Annotated in this window: 11 protein-coding genes; 7 read left to right on the plus strand and 4 right to left on the minus strand. The window is 67.3% G+C overall.

Going from position 1 to position 14967, the window contains the following annotated elements; genetic code table 11:
- Positions 1 to 133: 133 nt before the first annotated feature.
- Positions 134 to 1576, minus strand: a complete 1443-nt coding sequence (tnpC, locus tag KY501_RS47670; RefSeq protein WP_224371889.1) for an IS66 family transposase — start codon at positions 1574 to 1576, stop codon at positions 134 to 136.
- A gap of 370 nt (positions 1577 to 1946) precedes the next feature.
- Here tnpC and KY501_RS47675 point away from each other — a divergent pair, with 370 nt between their 5' ends.
- A complete protein-coding gene (locus tag KY501_RS47675) occupies positions 1947 to 2285 on the plus strand; it encodes a hypothetical protein (protein ID WP_224371891.1) in 339 nt (112 codons plus the stop codon).
- A gap of 33 nt (positions 2286 to 2318) precedes the next feature.
- On the opposite strand, the gene KY501_RS47680 is transcribed toward KY501_RS47675, so the two are convergent.
- The gene (locus KY501_RS47680; protein WP_224371893.1) at positions 2319 to 3185 is read right to left on the minus strand and encodes an alpha/beta fold hydrolase; all 867 of its coding nucleotides are present in this window, start codon (positions 3183 to 3185) and stop codon (positions 2319 to 2321) included.
- A 153-nt stretch (positions 3186 to 3338) separates the two neighbouring features.
- On the opposite strand from KY501_RS47680, the gene KY501_RS47685 reads away from it, so the two are divergent.
- From KY501_RS47685 to KY501_RS47710, 6 genes are all read left to right on the plus strand, one after another.
- The gene (locus KY501_RS47685; protein ID WP_224371895.1) at positions 3339 to 4406 is read left to right on the plus strand and encodes an alpha/beta hydrolase; all 1068 of its coding nucleotides are present in this window, start codon (positions 3339 to 3341) and stop codon (positions 4404 to 4406) included.
- Between the two features lie 70 nt (positions 4407 to 4476).
- A complete protein-coding gene (locus KY501_RS47690; RefSeq protein WP_224371897.1) occupies positions 4477 to 5067 on the plus strand; it encodes an RDD family protein in 591 nt (196 codons plus the stop codon).
- A gap of 81 nt (positions 5068 to 5148) precedes the next feature.
- Positions 5149 to 5958 carry an SDR family oxidoreductase gene (locus KY501_RS47695; RefSeq protein WP_224371899.1) on the plus strand — a complete coding sequence of 270 codons (810 nt, stop codon included), beginning with the start codon at positions 5149 to 5151 and terminating at the stop codon, positions 5956 to 5958.
- Between the two features lie 134 nt (positions 5959 to 6092).
- A complete protein-coding gene (locus KY501_RS47700) occupies positions 6093 to 9446 on the plus strand; it encodes a protein kinase domain-containing protein (RefSeq protein ID WP_224371901.1) in 3354 nt (1117 codons plus the stop codon).
- A gap of 106 nt (positions 9447 to 9552) precedes the next feature.
- The gene (locus KY501_RS47705) at positions 9553 to 9765 is read left to right on the plus strand and encodes a hypothetical protein (protein ID WP_224371903.1); all 213 of its coding nucleotides are present in this window, start codon (positions 9553 to 9555) and stop codon (positions 9763 to 9765) included.
- A gap of 134 nt (positions 9766 to 9899) precedes the next feature.
- Positions 9900 to 11639, plus strand: a complete 1740-nt coding sequence (locus KY501_RS47710) for an N-acyl-D-amino-acid deacylase family protein (protein ID WP_224371905.1) — start codon at positions 9900 to 9902, stop codon at positions 11637 to 11639.
- 108 nt (positions 11640 to 11747) lie between these two features.
- Here KY501_RS47710 and KY501_RS47715 read toward each other — a convergent pair whose 3' ends face one another.
- Complete coding sequence (locus KY501_RS47715) at positions 11748 to 13922, minus strand: molybdopterin oxidoreductase family protein (RefSeq protein WP_224371907.1); 2175 nt, start codon at positions 13920 to 13922, stop codon at positions 11748 to 11750.
- A gap of 36 nt (positions 13923 to 13958) precedes the next feature.
- Complete coding sequence (locus KY501_RS47720; RefSeq protein ID WP_224371909.1) at positions 13959 to 14966, minus strand: trypsin-like serine protease; 1008 nt, start codon at positions 14964 to 14966, stop codon at positions 13959 to 13961.
- Position 14967: the final 1 nt, after the last annotated feature.

A 14967-nucleotide genomic window follows, 5' to 3' on the forward strand; every position in this document is an offset into this window, starting at 1 on the left:
AACGCTTCACCTGCACCCTCACGAGTGTCGGCGCATGACTCGGGGCCATCGTGGGTTGCTAGCCCTTCGATGTACGACTCTTTCATTCGCAACTCCATGCCGGTTTATCCCGGCGCACTAACCGTTCACCGGCTCAGGCCGCGACAGCCGCCTGAGCAAGATCGGAGGTAGGCAGAAGCGAGGGCGGAGGCAAGCCGCGGCGGTAGGTCCACAGCGCTTGTGTGAGGAACTCCAGCGGATTGCGCCTCTGCTGCTTGAGAGTCGTCACCACCGTGAGGATGCGCTCGACGAACCGGCTGCCGCGCTCGCTTCTCGTACCGAACGAGAGCTTGCGATAGATGACGCCCTGGCGGATGGCGCGCTCGCCGGAGTTGTTGGTCGGCTCCACGCCCGGCACGTCCACGAACACCCACAGACACTTCTCAAGCCGAAGGATTCGCCGGGCGACCCCCTCCGTCTTCTTCTGCCCGCACCCGAGCGCCTGCCGCAGCAGGGTGCCCACTGTCCGCTCGACTGGGAGCATCCGCTTCTGAAATTCCTGGCGCGTCAGCGTGCCGTCGCGCACACGGTGCCACCACTGGAACATGCGGTTGCGCTGGCTCATCAACTGACGGCCGATGCGCCCGCTGGGGCCTCCTCTGTCAATGAAGCCTTGGAAGTCTCGCGTCAGGTGCGACCAACACACCTGGCGCAGCCCCGAGTCATACCAGTCGTAGGCGCTCCACCTGTCGGTGATGAGCCAGCCCACAAAGTCGGTGCCCAGCAGTTGCTGGATGACCTGACGCCCACGGCTCAGTGCAATCTGGAACACCACCACCAGGGTACTGGCCACCACCCACAGCCAGGCACGCGCCGCTCGCCCTGCCTTCACTCCCTGGGTCCACCCCGTCTCGTCGGCGTGAACCACCCTGGCATTGCGCACATACGCCCGCGCCTGCTGTACGGGCGCACGGAGGGCCGCGCTCATTTGCTGCTCCAGGTTCGACACGCTCCCCACCGACAGCCTCACGCCCCCCACGTCCGAGAGCACTTCGCACACCAGCCGCTTGGACAGACGGTACTTACCTACCAGCAGGCTCATGCTCGCACCCAGCCGCTCCCCGAATGCGCTGCGCACCTCGACCGGTACCTCGGCTCGCGTCAGGCTGCCGCACCGCTGGCACTTCAATTGGTGGCTCTGGTACTCCGTCACCCGTGCCTTCACAGGCTCCAGTTCCACCACCTGATGCCTCTGGGGCTCAGGGTCCTTGCCCTTCAGCTTGCCTTGGCACTGCTGGCATTGCTCGGGCAGCAACTCCACCACCTCATCGACGCTCTCCTGCGGCACCAGGGCTCGTTCGTGCTTGGCATGTCCTGGCTGCCCTCCGGGGCGTCGCCCGCGGCGCTTCTTCTTCTTGGCGCGTCCTGTCCCGGGCGCATCGCTGGACGGCGGCCTCGAGGAGTTGGTCGAGTTCTGCCCCAACCGCTCTCTCAGACGCGCGTTCTCTTGCTCCAACTGCCGGATTCTCTCCAGCGCTGCCCCCAGCAGCACCTGCAGTTGGACCACCTGGGCCGGTATGGATTCGGATGGGCTCACTCTGTAGGTAGAACACTCCGCTCCCTACCTATCATGTCGGCTTGGGTTCTGCCTGCTTCCCCCTCAACCTGCTTCCAACCTGTGAACGGTTACTAGAATCCTTCGAACTCTTTGGGCTGGGCTCGGATGGTCCTCCCTGCCTGGACCTCACGACGGCGGCCGAGAGCGAACGAACGGAGATGCACCCCAGGCTTGCCTCTCACCTCATCCCGCTCATGGGGACTGAGAAGTGCGCAGAGCTTGGCGGTCAGATGATCAAGGGCAAGCGAAAACATTTGCGGTAGCACGAGGGTACACAGAGAAGGCGAAGAGCCTTGAGCCTCCCCACGAGCCCTCCGATAATCTGGAAGCAAGCGGAGGGGTCAACCCCATGGCATGGCTCTTCGTTTCCCCAGAACGCGTCAGGGCGATGACCGCGGAAGAGGCGATGGAGACCCTCAAGGCCGTGATCACCGCCCGCAAGCGCCTCCACCTCGTCGCCGTGGCTTCTGGCCCCGTGCTGGCGCTCGCCGCGATTGCCCTCATCGGCCTGTCCTGGTGGCTCGTGCCCGCCATCCCAGGAGCTTTCTTCGTCGGCGGCTTCTTCAAATTCTGGGCGTGGCACAGCTACCGGTCCGCCTGTGTCCTCGGTCTGGCCGGGTACCCTCGCGATGCGCTCGTGGGCCGGTGGATGACCCAGGACAATCTGGGCTTCGGCCCCCATCAATGAACCCTCAGCGCTTCGCCATGCAGCCGTGCCCCGTCACTGGGGCTCGTGCGTGTCGATGAACGTCACGAGGCTGTTGAGATAGAGCGGGTCGATGATGGTCGTCAGGTGCGTGCGGCCCGGCACGATAACGTTCTCGAACTGCCGCAGCTCGCGCGTCATCCGCGTCGTCCTCGAATACGGGTTGTCGAACTCTCCGTTCACCGCCTGCACCGGGAAGCCAATTGCCGTCAGATCGATCGGCTGAGGCCACCACGTTCCCCAGGCCTGTCCCACGGCACCGAGCGCGACGAGATCCGGCTCCGGCATGTTCGCCTGGGACTCCTCGATGAGCTTCAGCAACTCCGCCTCCTCCGGATCCGTCCCCTTCGGATCTCGCGCCTCCGCCTCCGCCTTGAGCCCTTCGTCGAGTTCCTCCACCCCCGCTCCGCCAATGCTCGCCGTGATGAATCGCTCCGGCACCCGCTCCATCAGCACGCGCACCATTGAACCTCCCATGGAGTAACCGCCGATATGCGCCTTGCTGATCTTCAACCCGTCCATCAGCTCGATGACATCGGTGACCATGCGCTCACCGTACGCCGAGGCCTCGTGCGGCTTGTCGCTCTCACCGTGCCCCCGCTGGTCGAGCATGATGACCCGGTGCCGCTCCGCCAGCACCTTCGAGAAGCCCGGAGCCACCCACGCCCCGCTCGCCGTTCCCATGTAGCCGTGCAAGAGAATCACAGGCGTGCCCTCTCCCGCGATCTCCAGATAGTGCAGCTTCACCCCGTCGCTCGCGGTGAACCACTGGTCCACCGGCTCCGTGGAGCGGGGCTGCTCGTTCGAGGGAGCCTCTTCATCCGAGCACCCGGCAAACATCAGGGACGCCACGGCCAAAGCGGCCACGAAGGCTCTCAACATGCGAAGTCTCCTGGGAAGTCAAAAGGGCAACGTTCTCCATGAAGCGCTCCCCCCACGTGGAACACCTCCCTCCCGCCCAAGTGACACCGTCCCTCGACACAAGTCTCGACAAGGCCCCCAGCGCGGGCGGCAACCGTCTATCCTCCCGCCTGCATGGATACCGAGACGCTGGAAGCGCGCGCCCTCGAAGAGGGCTCGCCAGTCATTGAGGGAGACACCGCCACCTTCGTGTGGCGCGGACGCAAGCCCGTCCTCGTCCATGGAGACTTCCAGGACTGGGCCGGCCAATCCCTCTCGCTGGAGCAGGTGGGCCCGCGCCTGTGGACCCGCACGCTCACGCTCCCTCGCGATGCCTACGTGGAGTACTCCCTCTTCGACGCCCAGGGCCGCCGGGTGAAGGATCCCCTCAACGAGCACCTCGTCGACAACGGCATCGGAGCCTTCAACCACTCCTTCTCCATGCCGGAGCACTCGCCCACCCCGCTCGCCAAGCGGCAGCGCGGCGCCCCACGAGGCCGCGTCACCCGCCACACCATCGAAACTTCGGAGCTGGCCAGCGGAGACTCCCGGGAGATCCTCCTCTATGAGCCGAACGATCCCGGCCCCTATCCGCTGGTCGTCGTGCTCGACGGCTCCGACTACCTGCGCCGCGCCAGCCTCACCACTGTGGTGGACAACCTCATCCGAGAGCGCCGCATCCGCCCCATCGCGCTGGCCCTCGTCCCCAATGGCGGCCCGGCCCGCACCCTCGAGTACGCGTGCAACGAGGCCACGGTGGGCCTCCTCCAGTACCGGGTGATTCCCCTCGCCAGGCAGAAGCTCAACCTCGTCGACGAGCGCCGCAACCCAGGGGTCCACGGCATCCTCGGCTCCTCCCTCGGCGGGCTGATGGCCCTCTACACCGCCCTGCGCATGCCCGAGTTCTTCGGCCGCGTGCTCAGCCAGTCCGGCGCGTTCGCCATCCGCCAGGACGACTTCGTCCTCTCCAACCACGACTTCGTGGTGTTCGACCTCGCCCGAGTCCCCCCGCGCCGCAAGCTCTCCGTGTGGATGGACTGCGGCTCCTTCGAACGCCTGCTCGAGGGCAACCGGCGCATGCACCCCGTCCTCGAGGAGGCCGGACACCGCGTGGAGTACCGGGAGTACTCGGGAGGCCACAACTATCCAGCGTGGCGCGACGACGTGTGGCGCGGCCTCGAGTGGCTCTACCCCTACCGGTAGATGTAGGTCTCCCGGCCCTGCTCCCGGACAGCCGGAGCGTGTACGCTGAGGGCGCTCTCCCGGGAGTCCCATGGAACTGTCGCCCTCGATGGTGGTGGAGGTGGCGAGCAACAGCGCGGCCGGCTTCGGCCTGCGGCTCGTGGCTCGTCTCATCGACCTGATCTTCGGACTCCTGCTCATCGCTCTCGGGTCGGAGCTCGGCTCACTGCTCCTTCACGCGCTCGCGTCCCGCGGCAGCGTGCACGGAGACTGGGGGGCCGCCACGCGGATGCTCACCCCCGCCGGGGTGGCGTGGAGCCTGCTCGGTGGCCTGCTCTATTGCGTCACCGCCGAGGCGGTGGGCGGCGCCACGCTCGGCAAGTGCATCCTCCGCCTGCGCGTCACCTCCGAGGACCTGACGCCCTCCACCTTCAAGGGCGCCCTCGTGCGCAACCTGGCCCTCTGTGTCGATGCGCTCGGCGTGCCCGCGTACCGGGCCATGTCCGGCTCGCTCATGAGCCAGCGCATGGGAGACCAGTGGAGCCACACCGTCGTGCTCCGCGCCCACTCCGTCCCGCCGGACTCGCGCAAGAGCACGGGTCTGCTCGTGCTGGGAGTGCTCGGCAGCAGCGCGCTCTGGGTGCTTTGCATCGCCCTGTCCGGGGTGCTCCGCGCCCTGTAGGGCCTGCCACCGCCTCCCTCTCCCCCCGCTGTCCGCTCGTGTACTGGGAAGACAGGTGACGTGTGGGGTAGGGTTGGTCCCATGGCGGATGGACCCATCATTCTCGTCACCGGTGCGACGTCAGGGATTGGCCTCCAGACAGCGCTCGAACTGACCCGGCAGGGCGCGCGCGTCATCGTGCATGGCCGCAGCGCGGCAAAGGTGGACGATGCCCGGCGCACGCTCGACACGGCCGGAGCCAGCGTGGAGGGCGTGGCGTTCGACCTGGCCTCGCTGCGGAGCGTGCGTCAGGGCGCGGAGGAGCTCGCCGGGCGCTTCCCCCGGTTGGACGTGCTGCTGAACAACGCAGGCGTCTTCATGAACGAGCGCGTGCTCACCGAGGACGGGCTGGAGACGACATTCCAGGTCAACCACCTGGCGCCCTTCCTCCTCACGCACCTGCTTCGAAAGGGCCCTCTGTCGGGGCCTCACGTGCGCGTGGTGAACGTCAGCTCCATCGCGCACTCCCGGGGCCGGATGCGCTTCGAGGATCTCCAGATCGCCCGCGGCTTCCAGGGCTACGCGGCCTATGCCCAGGCGAAGCTGGCCAACATCCTCTTCACCTTCGAGCTCGCCGAGCGCGTGCCTCCCGAGCAGCTCACCGCCAACTGCCTGCACCCAGGCGTGGTGAACACGAAGCTGCTGAACGAGGGCCTCGGCATGAGCGGCAGCGACTCGGTGGAAGAGGCCTCGGAGACCTCCGTGTTCCTGGCCCTCTCGCCCGAAGTCGCGGGCATCACGGGCCGTTACTTCGCCCGCGGACGCGAAGTGCGCCCGGCCCCTCAGGCGTTCGACGTGAGCGCGCGAAAGCGGCTCTGGGAGATCAGCGAGGAGCTCTGCGGCCTGCACTGAGCCGCTCGGAGAGCATCCCAGCGAGCAGCGCTCTTCCCGAGCCCGTGTTTTTCCGGAAAAAGCCCCTGGCCCCGGTACTGCATGCCCGAGTGGCGATGGATCCCGTCTTGGAGGAAGCTACGGGGCCTCAGCTGATGAGCAAAGACGATCCAACATGGGACATACCCGCCGCTCGGAAGAGCGGCTCGGGCTCCGGGCTCGACTCGACGCTGCCCGGCCGCACCGCCACGTCCCAGGCTGCTGCCCAGGCGCTCCCGCTGGTGCAGCTGGATCGCTACGACATCTCGGGTGAGTTCGCCCATGGCGCCATCGGCCGCATCCTCCAGGCACGGGATCGGCACCTGGGCCGCCCGGTGGCAATCAAGGAGCTGATCACCCGGGGCGGTGAAGTGGAGGCGCGCTTCGTCGCCGAGGCGCTCATCACCGCGCGGCTGCAGCACCCCTCCATCGTCCCCGTCTACGAGGCAGGGCGCTGGGCCACGGGCGAGCCCTTCTTCGCGATGAAGTTCGTCAAGGGCCGCTCCCTGGCGGACGTCATCTCCGAGAAGCGGACGCTGCAGGAGCGGCTCGCGCTGCTGCCCCACGTGCTCGCGGTGGCCGAGGCCATCGCCTACTCCCACACCGAGCGCATCATCCACCGTGACCTCAAGCCCGCGAACGTGCTGGTGGGCGCCTTCGGCGAGACGGTCGTCATCGACTGGGGCCTAGCCAAGGATCTCACCCAGGACACCAGCGACGAGGCCACCCTGCCCGTGACGCCGAAGGGCGCGGATCCCTCGCTCACCCAGTTGGGCATGGTGGTGGGCACGCCGGCGTACATGCCGCCCGAGCAGGCCGCGGGCCGTCCCGTGGACGAGCGCGCCGATGTGTACGCCCTGGGCGCCATCCTCTACCACCTGCTGGCGGGCACCCGGCCCTATGACAGCGGCTCATCCGCGCAGGTGATTGATCAAGTGGTGCGAGGCCCGCCCCTGGCGCTCAACCAGCGACAGAAGGGCATCCCCGCGGATCTGCTGGCCATCGTGGCCAAGGCCATGGCGAGAGATCCGGCCGAGCGCTATGCCACCGCGCGCGAGTTGGCGGAGGACCTGCGGCGCTTCCAGACAGGGCAGATCGTCGGTGCGCACGCGTACTCGCTGGGAGAGCGCTTCTGGCGCTGGGTGCGGCGCTACCGGGCCGTCGTGTCGGTGACGGCGGTGGCCCTGCTGATCCTGGCCGTCATGGGCACCGCGGGCGTGCTGCGCGTCATGGCCGAGCGAGACCGTGCCGAGGCCGCCCAATTGCAGACGCTGCAGCGCGCGGACGAGCTCACGCTGCTGCACGCCCGCACCGCCATGGAGCGGGATCCGAACGAAACGCTCACGTGGCTCGGCAAGCTGTCTCCCGGCTTCAACCAATGGTCAGCGGTCCGCACCATCGCGGCGGACGCGCGGGCGCGCGGCTTCGCCACCATCCTGCGCGGCCACAAGGAGATCGTCACCGACCTGGTCTTCTCCCACGATGGCCGGTTCCTCATCACCTGCAGCGACGACCACACGGTGCGCGTCTGGAACATGGAGCGCGATGAGGCCCGCGTGCTCACCGGCCACACCGATGAAGTGTGGCACATGGCGCTCACCCCGGACGGCAAGCACGTGGCCACCACGAGCAAGGACCGCACCGTGCGCCTGTGGAACCTGGAGACCGGCGAGGGCCGCATCCTCGCCACGCACCCGGGGCCCGCGGACTCCATCGCCTTCACCCCGGATGGGCTCCGCATGGTGTCCACCAATCGGGGCGATGACATGCTGCGGGTGTGGAACGTGGCCACCGGCGCGCTCGAGAAGATGTTCAAGACCGGGCTGGGCAACCTCAACATGATGGAGATGTCCCCCAACGGGCGCTATGTGATCGTCAAGCCGTTGGAGGGCCCTCGCGCGCAGCTCTGGGATTTGGAGCAGGGCACCTCGCGCACCCTGGAGCACGGCAGCACGGTGGTGACGCTCGCGTTCTCTCCCCGAGGAGACAAGGTCGCCACCGGCAGCATGAACCAGACCCTGCGCCTCTGGGATCCCCGCACCGGCCAGGAGCAGATCCTCGGCGAGCAGCTCGGCTCCCTCTCGTACTTGGCCTTCTCGCCGGACGGGATGCAGCTGGCCACCGGCAACGCGGAGGGCCAGGTGCGGCTGTGGAACCTGAACACCGGCAAGAGCGAGCTGCTGGGGACGCATGAGGGGCGCGTCAACGAGATCCTCTTCTTCCGGGACGGACACCTGCTGGCCACCAGCAGCGATGACCGCACCGCGCAGCTGTGGGACCTGACCACCGGCCACAGCCGCGTCCTCCGAGGCCACCAGGGAGCCGTCTATCCGCTCGACTTCTCGCCGGACGGCAAGTGGCTCGCCGTGGGCAGCTATGACGGGACGACGCGCCTGTTCAGCGTGAGGCCCGAGGCCAACCGGCTCCTGGCCAAGAGCCTCGTGTTCCTCAGTGCCATGGCGGTGGCTCCGGGAGGCCAGCAGGTCGCCGCCGCCGGAGGCGACTTCCTCCAGTTGATCAACGTGTCCACCGAGGCCAGCGTCACCCTGGAGGCACCTCACCTCAACGAGCCCATCACCCTCCAGTTCTCACCGGATGCCCGCTGGCTGGCGACGGGCGGCAAGGACGGCCTGGTGCGCCTGTGGGATGCCACCACCGGCAAGCTCGTGCACAAGCTCGAGGGCCATGCCAACCCCACCACGGCCCTGACCTTCAGCCGCGATGGCCAGAGGTTGGCCACGGCGGATGCCTCTGGTGAAGTGCGTCTGTGGGAGGTCGGCTCCGGCAAGGGGCGCGCTCTCGGCCTCCATGAGGAGCCGGTGCTCGCGCTCGCCTTCTCGCCGGACGGCCAGAAGCTCGCCTCCGGGAGCAAGGCGGGGAAGCTCCGGCTCTGGCGTCTCGGGGAAGGCAGCGTCGAGGAGCTGCGAGGCCACGAGGACGCCGTGCGCAGCCTGCTCTTCTCTCCGGATGGCAGGCGGCTGATCAGCGGGAGCATGGACCACACCGTTCGCATCTGGGATTTGGACACAGGCCAGAGCAAGCGCGCGGATGCCAGTGGCAATGGCGTCCGCAAGGTCGTCATGTCCGCGGACGGGAAGCTGCTGATCAGCTCCAGCGAGAAGGACAGCACCCTGCGGCTCTGGGATGGGTGGACGGCGGAGGCTCACGGGGTGCTCAAGGGCCACCAGGGAGACATCTCCGACTTCGCGCTCTCGCCGGATGGCCGCCGGGTGGTCAGCGCGAGCCTCGATCGGACGGTGCGGCTGTTCGACCTGGAGACCAACGAGAGCCGAGTGATGAGAGGTCACGCCGCGCGTGTCACCGGCGTGGCATTCCTGGACGACCAGCACATGGCCTCCGTGAGCTGGGACGGCAGCGTGCGGTACTGGTCGGATGATCTACCCACGGACCCGGTGGAGCTGCGCCAGTGGATGGAGTCTATCGAGACAGGCCGGGGCACCAATCGCTGACCTGCACCGCCGAGGTATCGCCTCGCGGCTGCTCCCGTCACAAGCCCTGAGGGCCACCTCAGTCTCCGAGGACAGGTTGACCCCTTTCCTGTCCGAGGAGACCCCCATGAGCAAGCAAGGTACGCGGAAGTCCTTCATCCAATATGAGCTGCCCACGAAGACCCTGGAGCAGGTCCAGGGTGGGAAGGGGCTGACCACCCTGGCACTAGGCGAGGAGGGCGGCGGCCTCACGACCCTGGTGGTCGGCGAGGAGTGTGGAGATTGGCCTCCTCGGATCACGACCCTGGCGCTGGGTGAAGAGGGCTGCGGGCGCTTCTGACGCGCGTCCAGCCCGAAAGTGGCGGGGAGGCTCATTCCGTCAAGGACGAGCCTCCCGGGCCAATGCCCCTCTTGGCTTTGCCGTCGACCCGCCCTCTACTGCGGGGCCTCGGCATCAAGACAGGAGGAGCTCGCATGGATCTCATCATCGAGAATGGCCTCGTCTTCGACGGGCTCGGAGGCCCGCCACGCCCGTGTCACGTCGGCATCCAGGGAGAGACCGTCGCCGCGCTCTCCGAGGCCCCGCTACCGCGCACACCGGCCACCCGCGTCATCGACGCGCGCGGGCACTGGGTGATGCCGGGCTTCATCGACTTCCACACGCACTATGACGCCGAGGTGGAGCTGGCGCCCTCGCTCTCGGAGTCGGTGCGGCACGGCGTCACCACCGTGGTGATGGGGAGCTGCTCGCTGAGCCTCGCGGTGGGCACGGCCGAGGACCTGGCGGACATGTTCTGCCGCGTGGAGGCCATCCCCTACGACACCGTGCGCTCGCTGCTCGAGGAGCGCAAGCGCTGGAACACGCTGGGCGAGTACCTGGAGCACCTGGACTCGCTGCCGCTGGGGCCTCATGTCGCTTCGTTCCTCGGGCACTCCGCGCTGCGCGCGCACGTGATGGGGCTCCACCGGAGCCTGGACCGCCGCGAGCGTCCCAATGGCGAGGAGATGGCCCGCATGGAGGGGCTCGTCCGCGAGGGCTTGGAACTGGGCTACCTGGGCCTGTCCATCCAGACGCTCAGGTGGGACAAGATGGGCGGCACCCGGGACATCCGCAGCCAGCCCCTGCCCTCCACCTTCGCACACTGGAGCGAGTACCGGCGTCTCACGCGCCTGCTGCGCGAGCGCGGCCGTGTCTTCCAGGGCGTGCCCAACATCAGCACCAAGGTGAACGTGCTGCTGTTCCTCCTGGAGAGCGTGGGCCTGTTCCGCAAGCCGCTGAAGACGACGGTCATCTCGATGATGGATGCGCGGGCCAGCCGAGGCATCCACCGGCTGATAGGCGTGCTCTCGCGCACGTTCAACCGCTTGCTGGGAGCGGACTTCCGGTGGCAGGCGCTGCCCGAGGTGTTCGACCTGTGGGCGGATGGCATCGACCTGGTCGTCTTCGAGGAGTTCGGCGCGGGCACCGCGGCCCTGCACCTCCAGGATGCCGCGGCGCGCGCGGAGCTGCTGAGGGATCCGGCCTACCGCGAGCGCTTCCGCCGCCAGTGGACGAGCCGCTGGTTGCCCAAGGCCTTCCACCGGGACTTCAATCAGTCGCAGATCCTCGACTGCCCGGACGAGAAGCTGGTGGGCAAGTCCTTCGCGCAGGTGGCGGAGGAGCAGGGCCGACACGCGGTGGACGTGTTCCTGGATCTGGTGGCCACGTATGGGGACAAGCTGCGCTGGTTCACGGTGATGGCCAATGACAGGCCTGAGGAGCTGGACTTCATCTGCCAGCATCCGGACGTGCTGATGGGCTTTTCGGATGCGGGGGCGCACCTGCGCAACATGGCGCACTACAACTTCCCGCTGCGGCTGCTGCGGAGGGTGCGCGAGGCCGAGCGCCGGGGCCATCCCTTCATGAGCATCGAGCGCGCCGTGCATCGGCTCACCGGAGAGATTGGCCAGTGGATCGGGTTGGACGCGGGCGTGCTCGCGCAGGGCAAGCGCGCGGACGTGGTAGTGGTGAACCCCGAGGGACTGGACGAGAAGCTCGAAGTGGCCACCGAGGCTCCCATGGAGAACTTCGGAGGCTTCGTACGGCTGGTGCGCCGCAATGATGCCGCCGTGAAGGCCGTGCTCATCTCCGGCCGCGAGGCCGTGGCGGATGGCTCCGTGACACCGCGGCTCGGCCAGGAGCGCGGTTTCGGACGGGTGCTGCGCGCGAGCTGATGTGGGCTGCTCGGATGACACAGGAGTGCCCTGTCGGGCGCGGTCCGTGCGAACCTGTCCACTTGTCAGACAGGTTTGGAAACTGCGCGGCCGACAGGGCTCCCCAGGTCAGACACGGGTGATGCGGACCGGCACTCCGCTGAATGCGGCGTTGCCACAGAGCGCGTCCAGATGCTGATCATCGGTGAGATCGTTGAGGCTCACGCCCGAGTGCTTTGTCGCCACGCCGAGGCGCACGCCCTCACGACGGTGGCCATAGCCGTGCGGCAGGCTCACCACTCCGCGCATCACCTCGTCCGTCACGTTCACCGGGACGGAAACCTCTCCCACGCGTGAGGTGACACGGGCCTCATCGCCTTCCGCCAGCCCGAGCGCCTTCGCATCCTCCGGATGCATCATCAGCGTGCACCGGGACTTCCCGCTCATGAGCATGGGCACATTGTGCATCCACGAGTTGTTGTCGCGCAGATGGCGCCGGCCGATCAGCAGCAGCTCGTTGCCCGATAGTGGAGCCGTGCCTTCGGGGAAGGCCTCGCTTAGACGCGTCACGTCCTGCACGAAGGGCGCGGGCGCCAGTTGGATGCGCTTGCCCTGGGTGGCCAGCCGCTGGGGAAGGCTCGGCTTCAGCGGCCCCAGGTCCACGCCATGCGGATGCTGCTTCAGCGCCGAGAGACTCAGGCTCTTCCGGAGCCCCTTCGCGCGCAGGCCGTAGGGACCGGCTCGCAGGCCCACTTCGAGGATGCCCTCGGGGCCCATCCGCTTCAGCGCCTGGTACTTGAAGGTGCGCCGCACGCTGCTGCCATGGCGGAGCACCTCCAACCGGTGCTGAAGCTCCAGTGCGATCCGCCAGTCGTGCATCGCCCCAGCTGGAGGCTCGAAGAGCGGGGGCGCGTAACGGGCCGTGTTCCGGATCGCCAGCACGTGGAAGGCAATGTCGTAATGAGAGCGCTCCAGCGGCGAGGGCGTCGGCAGGATGAGGTGTGCGTGCCGCGTCGTCTCATTGAGGTACGGGTCGATGGACACCATGAAGTCCAGCGACGTCAGGGCCTTGTCCAGCTGTCCTCCATTGGGCGTCGAGAGCACCGGATTGCCCGCGAAGGTGAGCAGGCCTCGAATCTGACCTTGCCCCTCCGTGAGGATCTCCTCAGCCAGTGCCGCCACGGGCAGCTCTCCGGCGAACTCCGGCAGCCCTCGCACGCGGCTCTTCCAGCGCCCGAAGCCTCCCCGGCCGCTGGCCAGCGCACGAGGGCCTCCGACGATATCGAACGCCGGGCGCGTGAACAGGACGCCACCCTCGCGATCCAGGTTGCCGCTCACCACGTTGATGACGTTGATGAGCCACTGGCACAGTCCGCCGAACGCCTGCGTAGAGGTGCCCACCCGCCCGTAGCAGATGGCCGTGGGGGCTTCGGCGAATTCTCGAGCGATGCGGCGGATGACCTCCGCGGGGATGCCCGTGGGGCCGGCGGCACGTTCGGGCGTGAACTCGCGGGCCAGCTCGCGCACTGTCTCCAGTCCGTCCGTGAAGGAGGCGAGGCGCTCCAGACGAGGACGCTCCAGCAGCAGGTGGAGCAGAGCGAAGAGGAAGAGCGCGTCCGTGCCCGGTCGGACGAAGAGGTGCTCGTCCGCAATGCGTGCCGTCTCGGTCCGGCGCGGGTCCACCACGACCACCCGGCCGCCACGCTGCTGGATGGCTCGAAGCCGTGCCCTCACATCCGGCGCCGTCATCATGCTCCCGTTGGAGGCCAGCGGGTTGGCGCCCAACGCGAGCAGGTAGTGGGTCCGGTCCAGATCCGGGATGGGCACCAGCAACTGGTGCCCGAACATCAGGTGCGAGGCCAGCAAGTGCGGCAGTTGATCCACCGAGGTCGCGCTGTACATGTTGCGCGTGCGGAGGGTGCGCAGCAGCTGAGGCATGAAGAGCAGCGCCCCGGGGTTGTGGACCGTGGGGTTGCCCAGGTAGGTGGCCACCGCGTCCTTGCCCCGTTCGCTCTGGAGCTGATGGAGCCGCCGTGCGGCCTCGTCCAGTGCCTCCTTCCAGGAGATGGGCTCCCAGCCGTTGGCGGTGCGCCGCATCGGCTGGCGCAGGCGCTCGGGATCTTCATGGAGATCCTTCAGCGCCACAGCCTTGGGACAGATGTGCCCACGGCTGAAGGGGTCCTGCTCATCGCCACGGATGGAGGTGATGCGGCCATCCGCCACCTCGATTCGAACACCGCACATGGCCTCGCAGAGGTTGCAGGTGCGGAAGTGGGTCTGGGTTTCAGCTGCAGAAGCGCCCATCGCAATGCTCCTTCGCCATCCGGGAAGCCGAACGACCTAGTTGCTGGCGGCCTTTCGTGATTCCTCGATCCTCTGACTCAACCAATCCAGGTACTTGAAGACGCTCGTGTACGCCGAGAGCGTCAACGTACCAGCACGGACAGATTTCGCGACCCCTACGAGCTGCACTTCGTCCCCGACCTTGCGAAAGCAGGGGCCGCCGCTGTCACCCGGGGTGAGGTACGAGCCTGATTTGACCCGCGAATCCGGCACTTCGCCCGAATACGTCCCAGCCACCTCGACGTCCTGCCGACCGACCTGGAAAGCCGCGTCATCGGTCCTTCTGGAGACGACATAGTTCTCGCCATAGCGGCGGTCCCTCCCGATACCTCCGCCGAGATAGGGAAGGCCATAGCCGACCAGGACCACCTTCTCGTTGTGACCCACCCGCTTCCTTGCGAGCGATGCAGGCTTCACCTTTTCTTCGACCGGGCTCTCCAGGGAGATGGTCGCGATGTCTGCCTCGCTGAAGATCGTCGCGTTGACCGTCCTGCCGGGCTCCGTCTCGACCTCCTTGTAGACGAGCTTGATGCCCTGGTGAACCTGCACCTTGCCCCTGTAGAGCCTGCTCTCCTCGACGGGCACACTGCCATCGCTCGCGAGCGGTTCCGAGGACTTGTATTTGAAGAACCGGACGTACCCTGTCTCGGCGCACGGGGACCGCTTGTCAACAATGGTCGTGTCGAGCGCTTCCGGAGCAACGGGCTTCCGCTCGCTACACACGCAGTGGCCTGCTGTCAGCACCAACCGGTCGTCGATGAGCACACCGCTGCACTCCTTGTCGATGTGCCCGACTCCTGGCTTGAAGACGGTCGCCTTGATCTTCACCGTGGAGAAGTAATGATTCTCGCTGTCGACGATGCTCTCCGACACCACGGAGATCTCATTGCCAGTTCCGAAGTGCTCGATCCCCTGGCTCACAGCACGCCCTCCACACCCGCTGCCCATCCACAGCAGCGCGACCGCTACGACAGTCAGCGTCAGTGCTGTCCTCAGGCGCGGCATC

This window comes from Hyalangium versicolor, from assembly GCF_020103695.1.
Lineage (GTDB): Bacteria > Myxococcota > Myxococcia > Myxococcales > Myxococcaceae > Hyalangium > Hyalangium versicolor.

Bases quoted from the DNA above. Each gene is read 5' to 3' on its own strand.
- KY501_RS47680 (WP_224371893.1), bottom strand. From the start codon at position 3,185: ATGTTGAGAGCCTTCGTGGCCGCTTTGGCCGTGGCGTCCCTGATGTTT.
- KY501_RS47690 (WP_224371897.1), top strand. From the start codon at position 4,477: ATGGAACTGTCGCCCTCGATGGTGGTGGAGGTGGCGAGCAACAGCGCG.
- KY501_RS47685 (WP_224371895.1), top strand. From the start codon at position 3,339: ATGGATACCGAGACGCTGGAAGCGCGCGCCCTCGAAGAGGGCTCGCCA.
- KY501_RS47695 (WP_224371899.1), top strand. From the start codon at position 5,149: ATGGCGGATGGACCCATCATTCTCGTCACCGGTGCGACGTCAGGGATT.
- KY501_RS47720 (WP_224371909.1), bottom strand. From the start codon at position 14,966: ATGCCGCGCCTGAGGACAGCACTGACGCTGACTGTCGTAGCGGTCGCG.
- KY501_RS47715 (WP_224371907.1), bottom strand. From the start codon at position 13,922: ATGGGCGCTTCTGCAGCTGAAACCCAGACCCACTTCCGCACCTGCAAC.
- KY501_RS47710 (WP_224371905.1), top strand. From the start codon at position 9,900: ATGGATCTCATCATCGAGAATGGCCTCGTCTTCGACGGGCTCGGAGGC.
- KY501_RS47705 (WP_224371903.1), top strand. From the start codon at position 9,553: ATGAGCAAGCAAGGTACGCGGAAGTCCTTCATCCAATATGAGCTGCCC.
- KY501_RS47700 (WP_224371901.1), top strand. From the start codon at position 6,093: ATGAGCAAAGACGATCCAACATGGGACATACCCGCCGCTCGGAAGAGC.
- KY501_RS47675 (WP_224371891.1), top strand. From the start codon at position 1,947: ATGGCATGGCTCTTCGTTTCCCCAGAACGCGTCAGGGCGATGACCGCG.